Source organism: Paralteromonas sediminis, from assembly GCF_003820355.1.
Classification (GTDB): Bacteria; Pseudomonadota; Gammaproteobacteria; order Enterobacterales; family Alteromonadaceae; genus Alteromonas_F; species Alteromonas_F sediminis.
The window spans coordinates 202,272-220,388 of sequence record NZ_RPOK01000001.1; the positions used below are offsets into that span (position 1 = coordinate 202,272).

12 protein-coding genes are annotated in these 18,117 nt (G+C 46.1%); 6 read left to right on the forward strand and 6 right to left on the reverse strand.

What is annotated here, in order from left to right; translation table 11 throughout:
* Positions 1-2 precede the first annotated feature (2 nt).
* The 5 genes from DRW07_RS00955 to DRW07_RS00975 all read right to left on the reverse strand — a co-directional run bounded on the left by DRW07_RS00955 (position 3) and on the right by DRW07_RS00975 (position 10,700).
* A complete protein-coding gene (locus DRW07_RS00955; protein ID WP_124026016.1) occupies positions 3-1,019 on the reverse strand; it encodes a cupin-like domain-containing protein in 1,017 nt (338 codons plus the stop codon).
* Entirely contained in the window at positions 1,019-2,530 is a 1,512-nt protein-coding gene (locus tag DRW07_RS00960; protein ID WP_124026017.1) for a tryptophan halogenase family protein, read from the reverse strand. Before DRW07_RS00960 ends, DRW07_RS00955 begins: the two co-directional genes overlap by 1 nt.
* A gap of 121 nt (positions 2,531-2,651) precedes the next feature.
* Positions 2,652-5,918 carry a TonB-dependent receptor gene (locus DRW07_RS00965; RefSeq protein WP_124026018.1) on the reverse strand — a complete coding sequence of 1,089 codons (3,267 nt, stop codon included), beginning with the start codon at positions 5,916-5,918 and terminating at the stop codon, positions 2,652-2,654.
* Between the two features lie 352 nt (positions 5,919-6,270).
* Positions 6,271-9,513 carry a family 20 glycosylhydrolase gene (locus DRW07_RS00970; RefSeq protein WP_124026019.1) on the reverse strand — a complete coding sequence of 1,081 codons (3,243 nt, stop codon included), beginning with the start codon at positions 9,511-9,513 and terminating at the stop codon, positions 6,271-6,273.
* Between the two features lie 2 nt (positions 9,514-9,515).
* Entirely contained in the window at positions 9,516-10,700 is a 1,185-nt protein-coding gene (locus DRW07_RS00975) for an amino acid deaminase (protein WP_124026020.1), read from the reverse strand.
* 230 nt (positions 10,701-10,930) lie between these two features.
* Between DRW07_RS00975 and DRW07_RS00980 the strand changes: the two genes are divergently transcribed.
* The 6 genes from DRW07_RS00980 to DRW07_RS01005 all read left to right on the forward strand — a co-directional run bounded on the left by DRW07_RS00980 (position 10,931) and on the right by DRW07_RS01005 (position 17,059).
* Positions 10,931-11,797, forward strand: coding sequence for a MurR/RpiR family transcriptional regulator (locus DRW07_RS00980; RefSeq protein ID WP_124026021.1), 867 nt, complete (start codon positions 10,931-10,933; stop codon positions 11,795-11,797).
* 19 nt (positions 11,798-11,816) lie between these two features.
* Positions 11,817-13,259: an N-acyl-D-amino-acid deacylase family protein gene (locus DRW07_RS00985; RefSeq protein WP_124026022.1), complete on the forward strand. Its 1,443-nt coding sequence runs from the start codon at positions 11,817-11,819 to the stop codon at positions 13,257-13,259.
* A gap of 18 nt (positions 13,260-13,277) precedes the next feature.
* Positions 13,278-13,664 (forward strand): RidA family protein, encoded by a 387-nt coding sequence (locus tag DRW07_RS00990; protein WP_124026023.1) that lies wholly within the window; start codon positions 13,278-13,280, stop codon positions 13,662-13,664.
* Between the two features lies 1 nt (position 13,665).
* Complete coding sequence (locus DRW07_RS00995; RefSeq protein ID WP_124026024.1) at positions 13,666-15,069, forward strand: sodium:solute symporter family protein; 1,404 nt, start codon at positions 13,666-13,668, stop codon at positions 15,067-15,069.
* 71 nt (positions 15,070-15,140) lie between these two features.
* A complete protein-coding gene (locus DRW07_RS01000) occupies positions 15,141-15,977 on the forward strand; it encodes a substrate-binding periplasmic protein (protein WP_165870353.1) in 837 nt (278 codons plus the stop codon).
* A 71-nt stretch (positions 15,978-16,048) separates the two neighbouring features.
* On the forward strand, positions 16,049-17,059 hold the full coding sequence (locus DRW07_RS01005; RefSeq protein ID WP_124026026.1) for an aminoglycoside phosphotransferase family protein: 1,011 nt from the start codon (positions 16,049-16,051) through the stop codon (positions 17,057-17,059).
* On the opposite strand, the gene cysK is transcribed toward DRW07_RS01005, so the two are convergent.
* Complete coding sequence (cysK, locus tag DRW07_RS01010; protein WP_124026027.1) at positions 17,039-17,989, reverse strand: cysteine synthase A; 951 nt, start codon at positions 17,987-17,989, stop codon at positions 17,039-17,041. The genes DRW07_RS01005 and cysK overlap by 21 nt on opposite strands.
* Positions 17,990-18,117: the final 128 nt, after the last annotated feature.

An 18,117-nucleotide genomic window follows, 5' to 3' on the forward strand; every position in this document is an offset into this window, starting at 1 on the left:
GCTTAGCGTGTCAATTTTTCTGTGAAGTAGCGTTGGATCTGCGCAACTTGGTCATCGGGTATTTCACCCAAAATATGCTGCTGATGTTTTGGAATGTAGCTTCTGGGGTTTATATCCTGTTGAAATACATAATGATTAAACATGTGGCGCCAGGCTTGACGCTGTTTATCAGAGGTATTGCGCATTGCTAGCAAAGCAATATTTAAGCTATCGATGGCACTGGGTGCAACGGCGTCAGGTGCCGAAGAGCCATTCCACCAGTAATTCATTAAGCCATTCACTTTTTCAAGAGATTCAATATGATGCCACCACAGCATAGGAATAAAAAGTGCATCTCCCGGACCTAATTCAACGCTGTAGGCCTGCTTTAGCGCTTCTTTAAACAGGGGAAAGCGCGCGTGATCAGGCTGATTAAAATCTACCAGAGTTGTAGGCGCACCTGCTGGCGTAAAATTGATAGGACCAGGATACAGGTTTTGAGTTTGGTCTGGAGGAAACAACAAAAAGCGTCGGCGTCCAGCAACGACACAGGCTATGTTATCTGACCCGTCATAATGGGCACTCACAATACCTTCATTACCAACCCACAATCGCGGTGGTAAATCAGGAAAATAAGTGCTGGGATTATCTTGAGCTAGGCCCGGTAATACCGCTTCTAAGCGTGTGTTCTGCATAGAAATCGCCGGGTACACGTCTCGGTCGATGAGCTCTAGCAAGCGGCCCAGAAAGAGGTCTATACGTTCTTCACCCTGCAGGAAATTCACACCGGTCAAATCGTCATTATAATGAAACCGCTTATTTGCTGCTGGTGGCGCAACAACCATACCGGTCTTTTTTCCATTGTAGAACTGCAAGAGATATTGGCAAAAGTCTTGCTCGCCGCGCTTAGCTGCCTGAACGATAGGCCAATGTTTTGCAAAGCCGCGAATAACAATAGGCTTTTGTGCAGGTGCTATCTCATTGAAGAATTGTTCGGGGGTGAGGTCCGCGTAACTAGGCAGTGTTCTTAAATCAGTCATTACAGTGCGCTTTTAGCTGGGCAGTGTTGCTGTATAAAGTCGTGTAACGATGGCATTGTTGCCACTTCCTCTTTGATGCCTTTTACGTTTGCGTGCATCATATCTGACAGCTTTTGTTGATTAAAGGTCGCCATCAAGGGATGCACTTTTTTAGGCCTGTACTGCATGCCTTCAAGTACTGAGTACCAGCTTTCATGGGTAAATAACTCATCTACACCCGGTGGCAATTGGCCGCGTTGTTTAAATAGCGAGAGCTTCTCCTGCAAAGACGCAGGTAGCGGAGACTGCGTGCATCTGCGCCAAAATTCGCTGTCGTTGCGTTCACTGGTGCAATAATGCATAACAATGAAGTCTCTAATTTCTTCAAAATCAGCATCTACTTTGCGATTAAACTGCGCCTCGTTGTAGTGCTCAAAATCGCGATCGGGGAAGTGGGTAATAAAGTGAATTAACGTTTTGTAAATAATATGGATTGCTGTCGACTCGAGAGGTTCGATAAAGCCGGCAGCCAGTCCCAATGCCAGACAGTTTTTGTGCCAAATTTTGTCGCGCTTACCGGTGGTAAAGGGAATAAATCGCGGCGTGTTAAGCGGTTTCCCTTCCAATCCACTTAGCAAGGTTTGCACTGCCTCATCATCGCTGCAATAGTCACTGGAAAACACATAGCCATTCCCAGTGCGATGTTGCAAAGGGATTTTCCATGTCCAACCGGCGGCCTGAGCCTTAGCTACTGTGAAAGGTTGAGGCGTCGCTATGTTTTCTGTTTGTACAACTACCGCTCTATTACAAGGTAAGTATTTGGACCAGTCTTGGTAGCCTACCTGCAATGCTTGGTTGATCAGTAACCCGTTAAACCCAGTGCAATCAATAAAAAAGTCGCTTTGTAATTTGCTGCCGTCTGATAGTGACAGCGATTCAATAAAACCTTCTGCATTCTGATGAACCTGGGTGACGGTGTTTTCGCTTCTGATAACGCCTTTTTCTGTGGCTTGTGTGCGAAGGTAACGAGCGGCCTGCAGAGCATCAAGGTGGATGGCATGGGCAATGCTGTCTTCGGTCCAGGATTTCGGTTGGCGCGGTCGCAAAATAAATCGCCCTAGCTCTGCCATTTGCGCACAAGGTGAGTGTTCCGTCCATGTTGTTTGCACACCGGCTTGTTTTGTTTGTAGCCAGGCCTGATAAAAATCAAAGCCATTGATGTGATGGCCTACACGACCAAAAGGATGGAAGTATTGATGATCTTCTCGTAACCAATCGTCAAAACGGATCCCCAGTTTAAAGCTTGCAGAAGTAGACTGTACAAACTCTTTCAAATCAATCTGACAGGCTCTGAGAAAGTCCATAATCGAAGGAACGGTAGACTCGCCGACACCGACAGTATCGATATCAGGTGACTCGATCAGTGTAATTTGGATATTTGCCCGTTGTAGCAGGTTAGATAGCAGAGTTGCAGCCATCCAGCCAGCAGTTCCACCTCCTACTATGCAAATAGACCTCAAAGCATGTTGCATAACAGCTCCCTTGTTTAAAGTATCTTGATATTAACCAAAGTCGCCTGCTAATAAAATAATGGAGTCTGTGGTATTGCTACCACAAACTCCACCATTACATACACCATAAAGGTGCAAGGGGTTAAAATGATGCCCTTAACGTTAACGAATACCTTCTGTCGGTAGTGAAGGTAAACGCATCAGTTAAGGTGCCTTGCTGGTCTTGTTGATACTGAGTTTCAGTATCCTGACCCAGCACGTTACTGATTTCTAAACCTAACTGAACGTTGTCGGAAATCGCATACAGGAAGCTTGCGTCCATCATGCCTTGTGCTTTGGAATAGGCAGGCACGAATTCTTCAGATTCCTGTAGTGTTAACAAATACTCTGAGCGCCAGGTATACGCAATACGGGCGGTATACTCTTCGTATTCGTAGATACCCACAATATTGACATTTTGGTCAGAGTATCCCTGCAGCGGCAAACCAGTGAACTGACGGAAGCTGTTACGGTTATCAGTAATTGGAACACCTGCGCCATTAAAGGTGAGTGGCTGCGTGGGGTTCGTATTCGGATCTTCCAATCCATTCTGATCAATGTAGGTATAGTTCAATTGCAGACCTAAACCACTCCAGGCGCCAGGTAGCATGTCATAAAACTGCGTATATGCTATCTCGTACCCACGAATAGTACCGTCACCGGTATTATCAGGGCCATAAGCAGCAACCGGGTAGGTTTCGCCGTTCACATCCAGTTCAGTAGCAAAAGAGCGGTTGCGAATGATGTTAGACAACTTCTTGTGGAACAAACCAAATGTCAATGAGCCAGTCGGTGCAAAGTACCACTCTGCGGTCAAATCAAGATTGATCGATTCTTCGGGCTCAAGGAAGGCATTACGTGCATTGGCGCTGATTTCGATATTTCTTAAATCAACCGTAGGGTTAGTAGTTTCATCTTTATCCAGACTCGGGAACCTCAGAACTTCCTCATAATCTAATGACACAACCATTTTATTCGCGGCATCGACTAGGCTAGGATAAAACAAGCCTTTTGATGCACCAAAACGAACAACGACGTCATCAGTTACACCAAAGTTTAGGTTAAGACTTGGTAGCAGGGTTGAGTAGTCCGCACCGTCAATGGTATTGAGAAACGCTTCACCTGAGGCCAAATTAAAGATACTAGGGTATTGGTTTAGCATTACCTGATACAGTGAATCAGTGGGATTCACACCCCTTCTTGAGGTTGCCGGTAAGGTAATACCGCCTGTTGACTCGAGTTGATAGTTTACATGGCGCAGGCCTACATTACCCACTAAGTAAATGTCGTTAAAATCTACTTCAAAGTCTGCACGCACATAAAACTCTGTGCGATCAGTCTTACTTGAACTGATATGACGTGGAGCAAAGTGACTAAACACTCTATCGTCTAAGTCTTCATAGGCTTGTGCACAGCGACCACTTCCGTCCATCGCAGTACCTAGTGCAATCCAGTCGCCACATCCTTCTCTTAGGGTTTGCACATAATTCTCAGCCAGATCCATTCGCGGGAACAAGAAGCTGGTGTTGTCTCCTAGGAATGTCTTGCCATTGTAGTGGTCAGCAAAACTAATACGGTCATACAGCTCTGGCACAACTTGTGGTGAAGCATTATAGGATGCTTGTGCATTCCAGGGCGTACCCAGTGCTTGCCAGCCCTCATACTCAGTATTGCGTACAATTAATTCTTTTTGCGAGTAGTACATGCCACCGCTGACTTTGGTAAACATGCCTTCATCAATCACGTATTCTAAATCTAACTGATACGCGTCTGATTCAGCTTCATTGTGTTCTTCTTGCTGCATCCCATTACTGATTCGCAATAGTGGGTTGGTATTCGGCTCAACATCTGGTGGGTTAGACGTGTTTGCATTTAAGAACTCAATTTGCGGCGTGTCACCCCTCAAATCAAGGAAAATGGGTGCATTGTCAAATGTCTGGTTACCGTTGATACGAGACGTTACATTGTTGTTGTGAACAATTTGGTCGGAATCAACACGCTGATAATCAAAATAAACTGTCAGACTGTCAGTCGCCTTAAAGCGAAGGTTTAATGACGTGTCTTCAACGTTACTTTCGTTATAGTTGTAACGCGAACGGAACTGAAGCGGCAAGTTACCTTCGTTTGATCGACCCACGCCAGACGTCAAATAGCCATTTGCATCAACCGTTAATGGACGGCCTTCTTCTGACTCGTCGAACCATTGAAATGCATTTGGCGCATAAGGTAGGAATCCGCGATCACCAGAGGCAACTACATACTCGCGCCACTCCAATGAAGCGTGGGAGTTAATGTGCTCAAGTGTCGCTAAGAAGCGTTCATCTTTACTTTCCCATTGTAATGAAGTGGTAAAGCCGCGACGTTTACGATCGTTTTCAGCAGAAGCAATCGTGTAGTTGGCGGGCGCATACCAGGTTTCTCCTTCAGGCTGCCCTTCAAGTGCATCACCCTCATAGGGGGCAACAAAGTTTGCCTGATCTTCTGCCGTATAAATTTTAGCATCTGGGAAATTGTCACATGAGCGCCAATCTGAGGCCTCTGGCCAGCAAGGCTCAGAGGATAGACCCGCGACGACACCCGGTGTAACACCTAACCATTCATCATAAGAAAAGGTAGTTAGCGGACCACGACTATGGTAGTTACCCAAACCGAAACCATCGCCACGAGTGCGGTATTCAGATGCCGATGCCGCGACGAGTACACCAAATTTACCAGAGTCTGTGTCCCAGTTATCAGCAAACAAGGCACTGAATGAAGGTGTTGTTTCTTTTCTGTAATCACCACGGTTGGCTTTTGCGGTTATCCCAAACAAGCGCTCATCAGAATCGAGCGGCTTGCGCGTAATTAGGTTAACCGTGCCAGAAATACCACCAGAGATCAGGTCTGCTGTCTGATTTTTTACTACCTCGACAGCGCCCAGTAATTCGGCGGGGAAATCTTCATAGCTTAAGCCACCATAGGGGTTTGCACTGAAAGCATCTCGGCCATTGATTTCGCTGCGGACTCTGTCCAAGCCGCGAACGAGAACACTGGTACCCTCATCAGCGTAGTGCTTAGGATCATCGGAAGAAGCAAACCGCTCAATGGTAACACCGGGTACACGTTGTAACGCTTCTGTAACCGATTTGTCTGGCAATGCGCCGATATCCTGTGCAGTAATGACATCTTTTACCGTGTCAGCAAGACGCTTCAATTCTTGCGCGGTTGCGATACTGTTGCGAATGCCTTTAACTTCAATGACTTCAACCGTGTTTTCTTCGGCGTTGTTGTCACCTGTTTGTTCTTGTGCCAACGCCACACTGGTTAAACTGCTAGCCAGTACACCACTTATGGCAACACTGAGTGCTGTTTTTGTAAATTTATTAGCCATCTCGATTACTCCTTAACTAATCGACTGTTGAATTGTTGAGAGGACAGCGTTGTCATTTCTTGACGAATCGCAACCACTCTCGCAAAGGCATTCTTATTTTTCATGATTATTGCGTCCCACGTTTCCTAGTAACTCAAACGATGAATCTGAAAATCGTCAGATAGCATTTTTACTGCTTTGTTACTTTCTAACATTTCCAATACGATGTTTATGATACTTTTTACCATTTACGGCGGTTTAATTTCAATAGTTTTTTTCAAATTGCGTAAAAAGAATGTAAATGAGGTGTTGGTTGGTGAGGTGATTTTGAGAAAAATCGGGCACCCAGTGGTGCCCTGCTTGGGAAGGCTTGTTAATTGTTTATTAATGAAAAACGTTGACCGGGATAGGGAGCAGTGAAGTATTCCACCGCGCGTTTCGATTGCATGGTCACAAAAACTTGTCTGCCATCTTTGCCACCAAAAGCGACGTTAGTGGGATGAGGGCCGCCAAGTGATATATTTTTAAGCAAGGTTCCGTCTGGGCGCAGAATGGTAACTTGCCCAGCACCATAGCGCGCAATATATAAATTACCCCGACTGTCACATCGCATACCATCAAGACCATGGTCACTAAACTGATAGAATAAGCGTTTGTTACTAATGTGGCCTTGTGATGATAGGTCGTATGCCCAGACTTTGCGTTGGACACTTTCGTTCACATATAGCACGCTGTCGGACGTGCAAACTGCAATGCCATTGGTTGTGCCCATATTGGTCTCGAGCAAGTGTGTTGTGCCATCAGGCATAATCCTCCACAACTGTCCTGTTCCCGCTGCCCAATTTGGATCGCTGGCAAAAATAATGTCACCCTGAGTAATGGCGATATCATTCGGTTGGTTCATGCTGCTATTGTGCGCATGAACAACAACTTCACGAGTGCCAGGGGCTACGCGTAAAATATTATGGCCCGTATAGTCTGCGATATACATGGTGCCATCTTTGCCAAATTTAATGCCGTTGCCTGTACTGCCTTCGGGTAGTGAGAGGAATAGTGATGCCTGCCCGGCCTTAGTGACCTGACCAATCGTCCCTTGGTGTTGGTAATTTACCGCATATAATAGGCCGTTGCTGTCTACTGCAGGCCCTTCAATGCCTGTAGTGAAGTGATTGTTTGCTGTGAATGCCTGGGAATACGTGTCGTTGGGGTAATAGATGGTTACGTTGGCCGCCCGATGCAGGAGTTTTTCGATGGGGTAGGCCGCGGAAACCACTATTTCCTCCCGAATGAGTGTTGCTTCCTTCAACACAGACGTAATCTCCTGAAAACCTTGTTGTGAAAGGGAGTCTTCGTTTCTAATAATATCCACAAGCAGTTTTGCTGCAGTAGACACTTCAGCAACACTTTTCACAATAGGGAGGAGGGAAGCCAATGGTTTGTGGCCAACTATCAGTGATTCTAGCGACGTGGCATTGTTATGCCATTGATTGAGCTTGGCAACAATCTGGTTTTTAAGTGTATCGTTATCCGTGTTGGCCAGCCATGCGACAATCCACTCCTCCAGTTCACGAACGGCAAGGCTCTCGGCTGGTAATGCGTCTACATAACGGTTGAGCGGCGCTTGCTGATGATACTCGTCAGCCTGAGATTTTGCGTGATGGCGATGATAATATTGCGCTTGTTCAACTGCTTCCGACAACACCATGAGCGGCGTAATATCCTGATTGCCCATCAGCCTTTTAAAGGCCGCTTCCATCTGTGCATTGTGTTTTAACCCGACGATACTGTCTGCAAATTCTGACATGGCCACCAGTCGCTGATACATAAAAGCCTCATTTTGCATGCTGCGAGGTGACCATAACCGCTCCGCAATTGCATAGGTTCTTGGCCAGAGACGAAGGTCGATGTTTTGCGGTGTGACAATTTCGCCCCATAGTGTAGCCTCACCACCTAATACCAGCGCCTGTTCATCCTCAGTAAGCGGTGCCAGTTGAATACCTTTAGGAATGCTGGAACCATAAATAGCACTCCCCGCTATTAACTTACCGTCAAAGGAATATCGGCCATTGCCAACGATGGATGTGCCCGTGATCGTATTACCTTCAATGCGTAACTGACCCTGAAAAGGGCCCATCCAGGTATCGAGGTCAAAGCGTATCTCATTATTGACAATGCGCAACGCGTTGAGAGGCTTTCTCGAACGGTTTTTGAAATCGATAAAGCCTCTTGTAATGTCACCCTCTATGCTAAACAGGGTTAACGTGCCCGTTATCGCAGCGCCACGCAGGCGTGGGATGTGAAATGACCAAGTTTGCCAAGTCTCATTACTTCTGGGGGCGGCCTCTACCACTTCAGGGATAGGAATAGGATCATTGCGATAATGATAAGCGGTTGGCTGAGGCTGATCGACATAGTAACCGGTCGACAATATGCTCTGTCGATTATTTTTTGCTTTGTGGTTAATTGAGTCATGACCACGCCATGATTGAATCAGAATGTCATGGGGTAAATCAGGGTGGTAAATTTCATCCCAGCCCACCATGATTTTTCCATGCTTCGTTAAAACATCGTTAACCTTTTGATTGAAGTAGGCCTGCAAACCTTTGTAATCAACGAGTTCATGCGCTTCTATAAACGCTTGGATTGTAGGGTTTTCATTCCATTGCTTGGGATTAACCTCATCGCCGCCGATATGAAAATAAGGATCAGGAAAAATACCACTCAACTCTTCAACTATACCCTCTATGAATGCATAAACTTTGTCGTTGATTGGGTTAAGTGTCGGTTCATGCACGCCCCAGTGACGTTCCATTTTATAAGGGCCTGGCGCAGACATCAGCTCGGGGTAGGCCACGGCAATGGCACTGCCATGACCAGGAACATCAATTTCAGGCACGACTCTGATACCTCTGTTATAGGCGTATTGCACTATCTCACGCATGTCATCCTGGGTGTAATATTGACCGTCAGAGGCAAGCTGATGAAGCTTAGGGTAACGCTTTGATTCTACACGCCAGCCTTGGTCATCAGTTAAATGCCAGTGAAACACATTGAGTTTGGCGCTTTCCATACCGTCTAACTGACGTTTAATGTCTTCAACAGGTATAAAACGTCTAGCTGGGTCGAGCAGTAGTCCTCGCCAGCTGAAACGAGGAGAATCTTTGATCTGCACAAGAGGTAAGCTTATTTGGTTTACATTTTTTGTTGTAAATAGTTGCAAAAGTGTCTGCAAACCACGCATTGCCCCTAACTCTGTGTCTGCGGTTAAATCAACGCCGTGCGCGGAAACGTTCAATGTATAACTTTCATCGTGCGTGGGATGAGGCAAAGTTTGAGTTACTGCGTTCTCCACTTCGATGTTGATAGAGATAGCGGTAGTCGCCCCTGCAGAGGAAAGGTGGCGGGTCGCCTTTTTGATAAAGCGCTTGGTACTTTGCTTCAAACGCGGTGAGTTTGGGCCCTTGATAGTAAGAGAAAGTGCATTGCCTGTTAGTATTTCCCTATCAACCACCCTTATCTCTTTTGGCCAGGGCATCAGCTTTACGTTTTCTGTTGAGGCAAACAGCACCCCTGACATACTCAAGGATAGAAAAATAAAAATAAAACGGGTGAGCATCGTTATTGGACTCCAGGACGAAAGCAGGTTTTCATGGTTTTTAACACAGTCAGCGAATCATCGACCAAGTGAATGGAACACCATTTATCCAGCGTGAGGCAAGGATGAGAGGTGGCAAAGCCAATCAGATCGCCAGGCATGAGTTTTTCGTTTGCATAAGTGTGCAGCATACTGTGTTGGTCCATTACCTTAGTGGTTCTAGTTTTTGTGAGCTCGCGCGGGGCGTCCCAGCCAGGTCTGAACCACTTTACCGGTATGGGGTAGCCAGCGTCGAAGGCGACATCTCTCTTTCCCATCCCCACAATGGCTCTGTTGCTGTCAGACGGCGTAGAGAGCACATAGGCCCACACTTCGAGCGAGGACTGTAACTGTGTTGGCATGGCTTGTGCGGTGTGATCGCGTTCCAACACTTTGTTTTGCGCCACTTCGTATATGCCCTTATCATGAATGAGGTAGCAACCTGGCCTAATCAAATAAGTAACATCGGCTTTTTGATTGTGTGAAAATTTTTCTGCCACTCTGTCATACCATGCGCTTCCCGCGCCTGTGAACAGTATTGTTTCAGTTGTGAAATAGTGATTGCTATACAGCCCGTCAAATATTGACATGGCGGTATTGAGAAATGTATCTACTTGATCGACAGTGCTGAGTGTACCCTCATAGAACTCTACCCCCGCCAACTCAGTAAATGATGACTTTTTGACGGCGTTCGCCAGAGCGAGGGCTTCCTCATAGTTAATGCATCCACACCGACCTTTAGGGGGGCTAATTTCTATCAACACATTTAAGGTGTGTGGTGTCTGGCAAAAAAAACGTTCCAGTTGAACCAGGTTTTCTTTTGAATCTAGTAAACAATAAAATTCAAACTCAGGATCATCTAACAGATCGTCTATGAGCTGCATATTGGCTTTGCCAATCAGCTGATTGGCAAGAAGAATTCGTCTAATACCATGGTTATAGGCAGCTGCAACTTGCTCAACCGTTGCCAGTGTAATACCCCAGGCCCCTGCATCGAGTTGTAAATGAAACAGGTCAGGTGTCATGGTGGTTTTACCATGTGGCGCTAAGCTAACTCGCTTACGTTCAGAATAGGCCTGCATCCAACCAAGATTGTTATTCAGTTTTGACTCAAGAATAATCGCTGCAGGTAACACCAAGTCTTCATCAAGTATGTTGGCTTTTTTCATTCGCTATACGCTACATTTACATTGAATTAACGGGGTAGAAATCCTATCAATGGTGAAAATAATTTTCAATCAAATGCATTTTATGGTGGTAATAAGTAACAAATTAAGTAGACTAATTACAAACATACTGCGCGAAACGAAATAAAAATCGACTGAATATTCTAGTGGCTTTTTCTTTCATTGCAGGTCGAAGATAGGTATGAAGTTAAGTTTTTCCCAAAGGAAACAACATGAGTTATGAAATTGACGTTGTGTCCAAAATCTCGGAAATTTACAATCATCTAAGTGACGCAGAGCAGAAAGTAGCTACTGTGATATTGGATGATTTAGTGTTTGCGGCTAATGCCAGTATTACAGAGATTGCCTCAAAAGCCGAGGTGAGCGAGGCTACAATCACGCGCTTTGCGAAATCTGTAAATTGTAAGAATGTTCGAAGTTTGAAGCTGAAACTGGCTCAGTCAGTTGCTGTGGGGCAACGGTTTATCTCTGAATCCAAAGTAGAGCCTTCTGGCATCTTTGGTATTTACGAATCAATAAAAAAGAATTTGGACGATAACGCCAAACTCATGTCTGAGGACCTTATCAATACAATCGTCGACAGGTTTCAGGAAGCCAGACAGGTTTTTGCCTATGGTGTTGGGGGCGGATCAACCATCATGGCGCAGGAAACCCAGTATCGGTTGTTTCGTCTGGGCTTCTCGGTTACCGCGTACTCTGACCCGGTATTAATGCGTATGGCTTCATCGACCGTCAATCAAAATGACGTCATTTTTTGTCTTTCCCTGAGTGGGTGTAGCCCAGATGTGTGTGAAGCAGCGCAAATTGCTCAGCAATACGGTGCAACTATCGTGTCTATTACGCAGAAAGGATCTCCGCTGGCACAAAATAGTGACTTTCTGATACCGATAGAAACAGAAGAAACAGACTACATTTTTTCACCGAGTACGTCCCGCTATGCCATGTTGGCTGCTATTGATGTATTGGTTACCGAGCTCGCAGTTAAGAGAAAGCGAACATCACGAGAAAAGCTTAGACGCATAAAGCTTACACTAGATCATCATTTCCACGGAAATGACAGATTGCCGTTAGGCGATTAAAAAGGAAGCGTTGCTCTACATGGAATATGACTTATTGATTAAGGACGCCATTGTGGTTGATGGCACTGGTCGTGAACAATTTCGTGCTGACGTTGCGGTAACAGATGGCAAAATTGAAAAAGTAGGCCAGCTAAACAAAGCAAAGGCAAAATCTGTCATCGATGCATTTGGTCAGTGTCTGGCTCCCGGTTTTATCGATGTGCATTCTCATGATGATACCAGTGCCATTCGCAAACCTAAGATGGAAGAAAAGGTTACCCAGGGCGTGACTACGGTTGTCGTCGGTAACTGTGGTATTAGTGCCAGCCCTATTACCTTGTGTCAGGACCCACCAGACCCTATGAATCTGTTGGGTGACAAGGAGGCTTTTTGCTATCCCACATTCAGTTGTTATGCTGATGCCGTGGCTAAGGCCATGCCCAATGTCAATATTGCGGCACTCATCGGCCACACAACCCTTCGCGCTCATGTGATGGACGATCTGTCACGTGAAGCGACTGAAGAAGAAATAACAAAAATGCGCGAGTTGCTTGACTGCTCGCTTGCCCAAGGGGCTATAGGTTTAAGTTCTGGGCTCGCCTATGCAACGGCAACGCATGCTCCGCCTGAAGAGCTAGTGAGCTTAATGCCCACTGTTGCTAAGTACAATGGGTTGTATGTCACGCATCTGAGAAATGAATTTGAAGCTATCGTGGAAGCATTGAACGAGGCCTTTGAAACGGCCGGTTCTGCAAAGGTTCCTCTGGTAGTGTCCCATGTTAAATGTGCAGGAAAGGCTAACTGGGGCCGTTCCGCTGAGGTTATTGATGTACTTGATAGCGCTGCAAAGCAACAGACGGTGGCCAGTGATTGTTACCCGTATTCAGCCAGTGCTAGTACATTAGATTTAAACCAAGTAACAGATGAAATTGATATTTTTATTCCCTGGTCAAAGCGCCACCCTGAGATGGCTGGGCGCTTGTTGGCAGATATTGCTCAGGAGTGGCAAATATCGCTGATTGAAGCTGCACAAAAGTTGCAGCCAGCTGGCGCCGTGTATCATTGCATGGATGAGTCAGACGTCGAAGCTTTTCTTAAATTTCGCCTCACTATGATTGGCTCAGACGGGTTGCCCGGCACACCGAGCCCTCATCCGAGACTGTGGGGGACATTTCCCAAAGTTATCGGACATTATTGTCGCGAGCGTAAACTGTTTGATCTACCCACTGCTATTCACAAAATGACAGGCCTTTCAGCGGCGCAATTTGGTCTGCACAACAGAGGGGTTATAGCAGAAGGACACTGGGCAGATTTAGTCTTGTTTGACTTTAGCAGTATTGCCGATATGGCTACGTATGACCAACCGCAGCGACCTTCGAAAGGCATTAGTCATGTTTGGGTCAACGGTAAATTGAGTTATCAAAAGGGCGTTGTTGAAGCCAGTAATGGCGGAATGTTAATCAAACGTGTTTCAGTTTCATAGAGTATACAGGAGTTTTTCATGGCGTTAATTCGTTATGGTGCAGAAGGTGGCGTCGGGACTGGTGGCCAACATCTACCTTTTTCAAAAGCGGTTCAGGCGGGGGGCTGGCTGTATGTGTCAGGGCAAACCCCCATGACAGACGGTGAAGTGGTTGAGGGAGGCATCATTGAACAGTCAAGACTGGCAATACAAAACTGTCTCGACATTATGCGCGATGCGAATTATGACTTGTGCGATGTCGTTCACGTGACCGTTATTTTAACAGATGCACGCTATTTTCAATCGTTCAATAAGGTATTTGCAGACGTTTTTGGGCAGCATCCTCCTGCCCGTATTTGTGAAGTTGCTGATTTGGTTGTTGACTGCAAAGTAGAAGTCGGCGTGGTGTGCTACAAGGAAAGCTAATATGGATAGCACCGCGTTTCTGGGGATTTTCATAGGTTATATCGCTTTCACCTTATTGTTGGGCTGGTATGTCAGCAAAAACCGTCGAACAGGCGATGATTTTCTGATAGGCAGCCGACAGCTGCCATTTATGCTTACGCTAGGGACAACGGTCGCCACGCTTGTCGGTACTGGGTCATCCATGGGGGCGGTTGGATTTGGCTATGAAAATGGCTGGGCAGCTGCGCTGTATGGCGTGGGTGGGGCGACGGGCCTCATTCTTTGTGCCTGGTGGTTTGCACCTGCCAGAGATAAACAGTTTATGACCATGAGCGAAGAATTGTCACACTATGTGGACGAGCATCCCGTAGTGAAGAACGTAGTGGCATGTCTCATTTTGGTTGCCAGCATTGGGTGGTTGGGTGCGCACATACTAGGAGGGGCAATGTACCTGTCCTGGATCACGGATATTGATATTCAGTCGGCTAAGGTGCTCATAGCGTTAGGTTTCACGCTGTATATTCTGGTAGGTGGATACATCGCTGTTGTGTGGGCAGACAGTTTGCAGGCTATTGTCTTATTTACAGGGTTTGTTCTACTTGCTTTCTTTGCTGTGCATGAAGCAGGTGGATTTTCAGCTATGCTCGCTGCACAACCTCAGGAAAATACCTCGTTTCTGGCACATCAAAAAATAGGCTGGCTGCCCGCCCTGTCGTTGGCCATCGTGATTGGGGTCGGTGTACTGGCAACGCCGTCTTTTAGGCAGCGAATTTATTCGGCAAAGAGTGTGTCATCCGCTCGCAAATCGTTTGTCAGCGCAGGTATCTTGTATTTTCTTTTTACCACTATACCAGCCATTGTTGGTATGTCGGCGTTTGCCCTCAATCCTGAACTTGATAACAGAGATTTTGCTTTCCCTTTTTTGGCAAGCTCAACACTCCCATTGTTGATAGGTTTATTGGTATTGATAGCCGGGCTATCGGCCACGATGTCGAGTGCCAGTTCAGATGCTATAGCCGGTGTGGCGACAGTAATGCGAGATATCAGTGTTATGCTCACCGGTAAAGTGCCCCAGGAGGCCAAGACGGTATGGTATTCCCGACTGGCAACATTATTGATAGTTGGGGTAGCACTGCTTCTTGCCAGCTTATCTGATGATATTATTGGGTACATTACAAAAATGATTGCCACAGTGCTGTCAGGCTTATTCGTTTGTGGTGTGTTGGGGCGCTTTTGGCCCGCCTTTAACTGGCAGGGCGCACTCGCCTCGCTTGCTACTGCATCGGGTATATCCCTGCTGGTAGTTAGCCAAGATGAGTGGATGGCCACATTAGGCAACCCTATTATGCCGTCAGTTGCGGGCAGTTTACTTGCTGGGTACATTGTGACGCGCTTAACCTCTTTGGTACCTAAGAGCGCTCTCTAAGACGCATACCCCCTTTGCACGAGCAGCATATTTATTAGACAATTACGCAGTGTTTTATGTGCTGCGTAATTGTGATGACTCGAGTTGTGTTAACCCTGTTGTGTGTAATATTGCCATTTCAGCTTAAGGCTGAAAGGTACATATTTTTTGGCGTTGGTGAAGAAACCTACGAAATTCAGCTATTGAAAATGGCGTTGGAAGTGGAGGCCGAAAACGACGTTACGCTGGACATGTTTAATGGACATATACCCAAATACCGCGCCTTTCAAATTATGGACAAAGGTGAAGGAATTGATATTGTCATTGGCGGGGCTACAAAGGAAAGAACCGCTGTCAGTCAGCCAGTACATTTTCCCATTTTTAAGGGGCTTTATGGGCTTAGACTCAACCTGATTAACAAACACTCTCCAGATATTCTTAAGAATATTCGCCATATTGATCAGTTAAAAACGCTCATTGCCGGTCAGTTTCACACTTGGAGTGATACAAAAATATTGCGTCACAATGGTCTGACAGTTGCCAGTGGCAGCGATGTTAATGGACTTTATGAAATGTTGCACAAAGGTCGGTATGATTTCTTTCCTCGTTCAGCATTAGAAATACAATGGGACCTGAGTCAGCATCAAAACCTTGACCTGATTATTGACCCACATATCGTAATTTTGTATCCAAAAGCACATTATTATTATGTTCAAAAAGGCAATGACGCTCTGGCAAAAAAAATCTCTAAGGGGCTAGAAACCTTGCTTAAACGTGGGGAGTATGACCGTCTATTTAATCGCCATTTTGGTCAGCTATTACAATCGCTAACCTTGAACAACAGGCATGTACTCCATCTTGACAACCCCAGTCTGCCCGATGGCACACCATTAGACAGACCCGAATTGTGGTATTCCTTAAAACGCTGAGTCGGCCCATGTATTCAACGGTACTCAGTTCTAGTAGATTCGCAAAGTGAAGAAGTACTGAGTTACACTTTGTGCACACACAAATCTTTGAGGAAGAGAAGACTTTGTTTGAAGAGGCCGTGCTTGCACAAATTAGAAACGGATTGCAGGACAGCTCTATTGAATTTGTTCAGCAGATCCAGCGCCTGTGGAGTGACTATGGACAGATAGTGCGTCTGGTGAGCCGGAATTCTGGAAAGCATTATGTGGCTAAAGTAGTATCGTCTGAAACGCCTGGCGCGCATCCGAGAGGTTGGAATACGCTTACCAGTCATGAACGTAAGGTACGTTCATACGCCATTGAAGCTACCTTCTATCAGAAATACGCACACCTCACTTCAGCCAAGTGTTTGGTACCCGCTTATCAGACAAGTACGTCGTTTTCAGGCGGCTCCGTTCTTATCATGCAAGATTTAGATGCATTGGGGTACACAGAAAAGCCTACGTCGCCCACTATGGATGGGTTGCACCAAGCTGTCATTTGGTTAGCGAATTTTCACGCTACATTTTTGGCGACAAAAGGGGAAGGCCTGTGGCCAATAGGCACATACTGGCATTTGTCTACGCGTCAGGATGAGTGGCAAGCCATGCCCGATGGATTGGTGAAGCAGCATGCAAAAACCATTGATTCAGCACTACATAACGCATCATTTCAAACCTTGGTGCACGGTGACGCCAAAGTGGCGAATCTATGCTTTCATGTGTCGGGAACCGGAGTGGCGGCGGTGGATTTTCAGTATGTGGGGAGAGGACCAGGCGTAAAAGATCTTGCTTATTTACTTGCCAGCGCACTGGATAACGAGGGGTTGTATCAACACGGCGACCAAATGCTTGATGTATACCTGAATGAATTCATCAGCGCTCTGACTATCAGGCAGTGCGAACTTGACAGAAAACCTATTGAGCGCGAAATCCACATGCTTTATCCAGTTGCTTGGGCAGACTACTATCGATTTTTGCTTGGATGGAACCCGGATAGCTGGAAAATCTGCGATTACATGCTAGAAATGGCTGACAACGGTCTAGCCAATATCTGCAAATAATTCAGTGCTAAAATAACGCTCAGCGTTATCAGCTAAAATACACACAATATTTTTACCAGCGTATTCGGGTTGCTTTGCTAACACTAAGGCGGCGGCAGCTACAGCACCTGAAGAAATACCTACGGGCAGACCTTCTCGTTTAGCGAGCTGTCTGGCAGTGTGGATTGCAAGATCATCGTCTATGGTTAAGATACGATCTAATGCCTTTGTGTTGAGTATGTCGGGTACGTGACCCGAGCTCAATCCTTGTATTTTATGCGTGCCCGCTCTACCCTCGGTTAAGACGGGACAGGAGGCTGGCTCAACCGCCACTATTTCAATATCAGCATTGGCGCGCTTTAACGTTTCTGCAATACCTGTAATGGTGCCACCCGTGCCTACGCCCGCCACAACAACATCGACATTACCTCCTGTATCTTGCCAAATTTCCTGGGCGGTGCTGACTGCATGCATGTTGGGGTTGGCTTGGTTAGCGAACTGGTCAAGCATCACGGCGTGTGGTCGTTGAGCAACCATTTCTTTTGCTTTGTCGATAGCGCCTTTAGTGCCTAAGTGTTTAGGGGTAGTAACAACCTTGCCGCCATACAACTGGATGAGCTTCCGTCGCTCAATGGACATGTGCTCAGGTATCACAATGGTAATTGGAATATCCCGCATTGCACAAATCCACGCACAGGCAACACCGTTATTGCCCGACGTTGCTTCAATAATTTCTGTTTTGTCACTAAACACATCTGACGCCATCAATGCATCTATCATCGCCATGGCTGGACGATCTTTAATTGAGCCCGCAGGATTAAAATATTCGACTTTACCCAGCAAGTTAGCACAAGCTTGGTGGTCGGCAGCGAACCGTTTTAAGTTTACCAAAGGCGTATTGCCAATGGTTTGCGTGATGTCATCATAAATTCGTGTTACGTGATCTAGCATATTATGTGTCTGTTTGAATGAATAACTGTATGTATGATGTCATGTTACATCGAATATATTTTCTAAGAATCACTCGAAAAACTTGATTAAGTAGTTTATTTTTCTACATGAGTATTAAAGAGTGAAAT

Coding starts and splice junctions, on each gene's coding strand:
- DRW07_RS00955 (WP_124026016.1), bottom strand. CDS start 1,019: ATGACTGATTTAAGAACACTGCCTAGTTACGCGGACCTCACCCCCGAA.
- DRW07_RS00960 (WP_124026017.1), bottom strand. CDS start 2,530: ATGCAACATGCTTTGAGGTCTATTTGCATAGTAGGAGGTGGAACTGCT.
- DRW07_RS00965 (WP_124026018.1), bottom strand. CDS start 5,918: ATGGCTAATAAATTTACAAAAACAGCACTCAGTGTTGCCATAAGTGGT.
- DRW07_RS00970 (WP_124026019.1), bottom strand. CDS start 9,513: ATGCTCACCCGTTTTATTTTTATTTTTCTATCCTTGAGTATGTCAGGG.
- DRW07_RS00975 (WP_124026020.1), bottom strand. CDS start 10,700: ATGAAAAAAGCCAACATACTTGATGAAGACTTGGTGTTACCTGCAGCG.
- DRW07_RS00980 (WP_124026021.1), top strand. CDS start 10,931: ATGAGTTATGAAATTGACGTTGTGTCCAAAATCTCGGAAATTTACAAT.
- DRW07_RS00985 (WP_124026022.1), top strand. CDS start 11,817: ATGGAATATGACTTATTGATTAAGGACGCCATTGTGGTTGATGGCACT.
- DRW07_RS00990 (WP_124026023.1), top strand. CDS start 13,278: ATGGCGTTAATTCGTTATGGTGCAGAAGGTGGCGTCGGGACTGGTGGC.
- DRW07_RS00995 (WP_124026024.1), top strand. CDS start 13,666: ATGGATAGCACCGCGTTTCTGGGGATTTTCATAGGTTATATCGCTTTC.
- cysK (WP_124026027.1), bottom strand. CDS start 17,989: ATGCTAGATCACGTAACACGAATTTATGATGACATCACGCAAACCATT.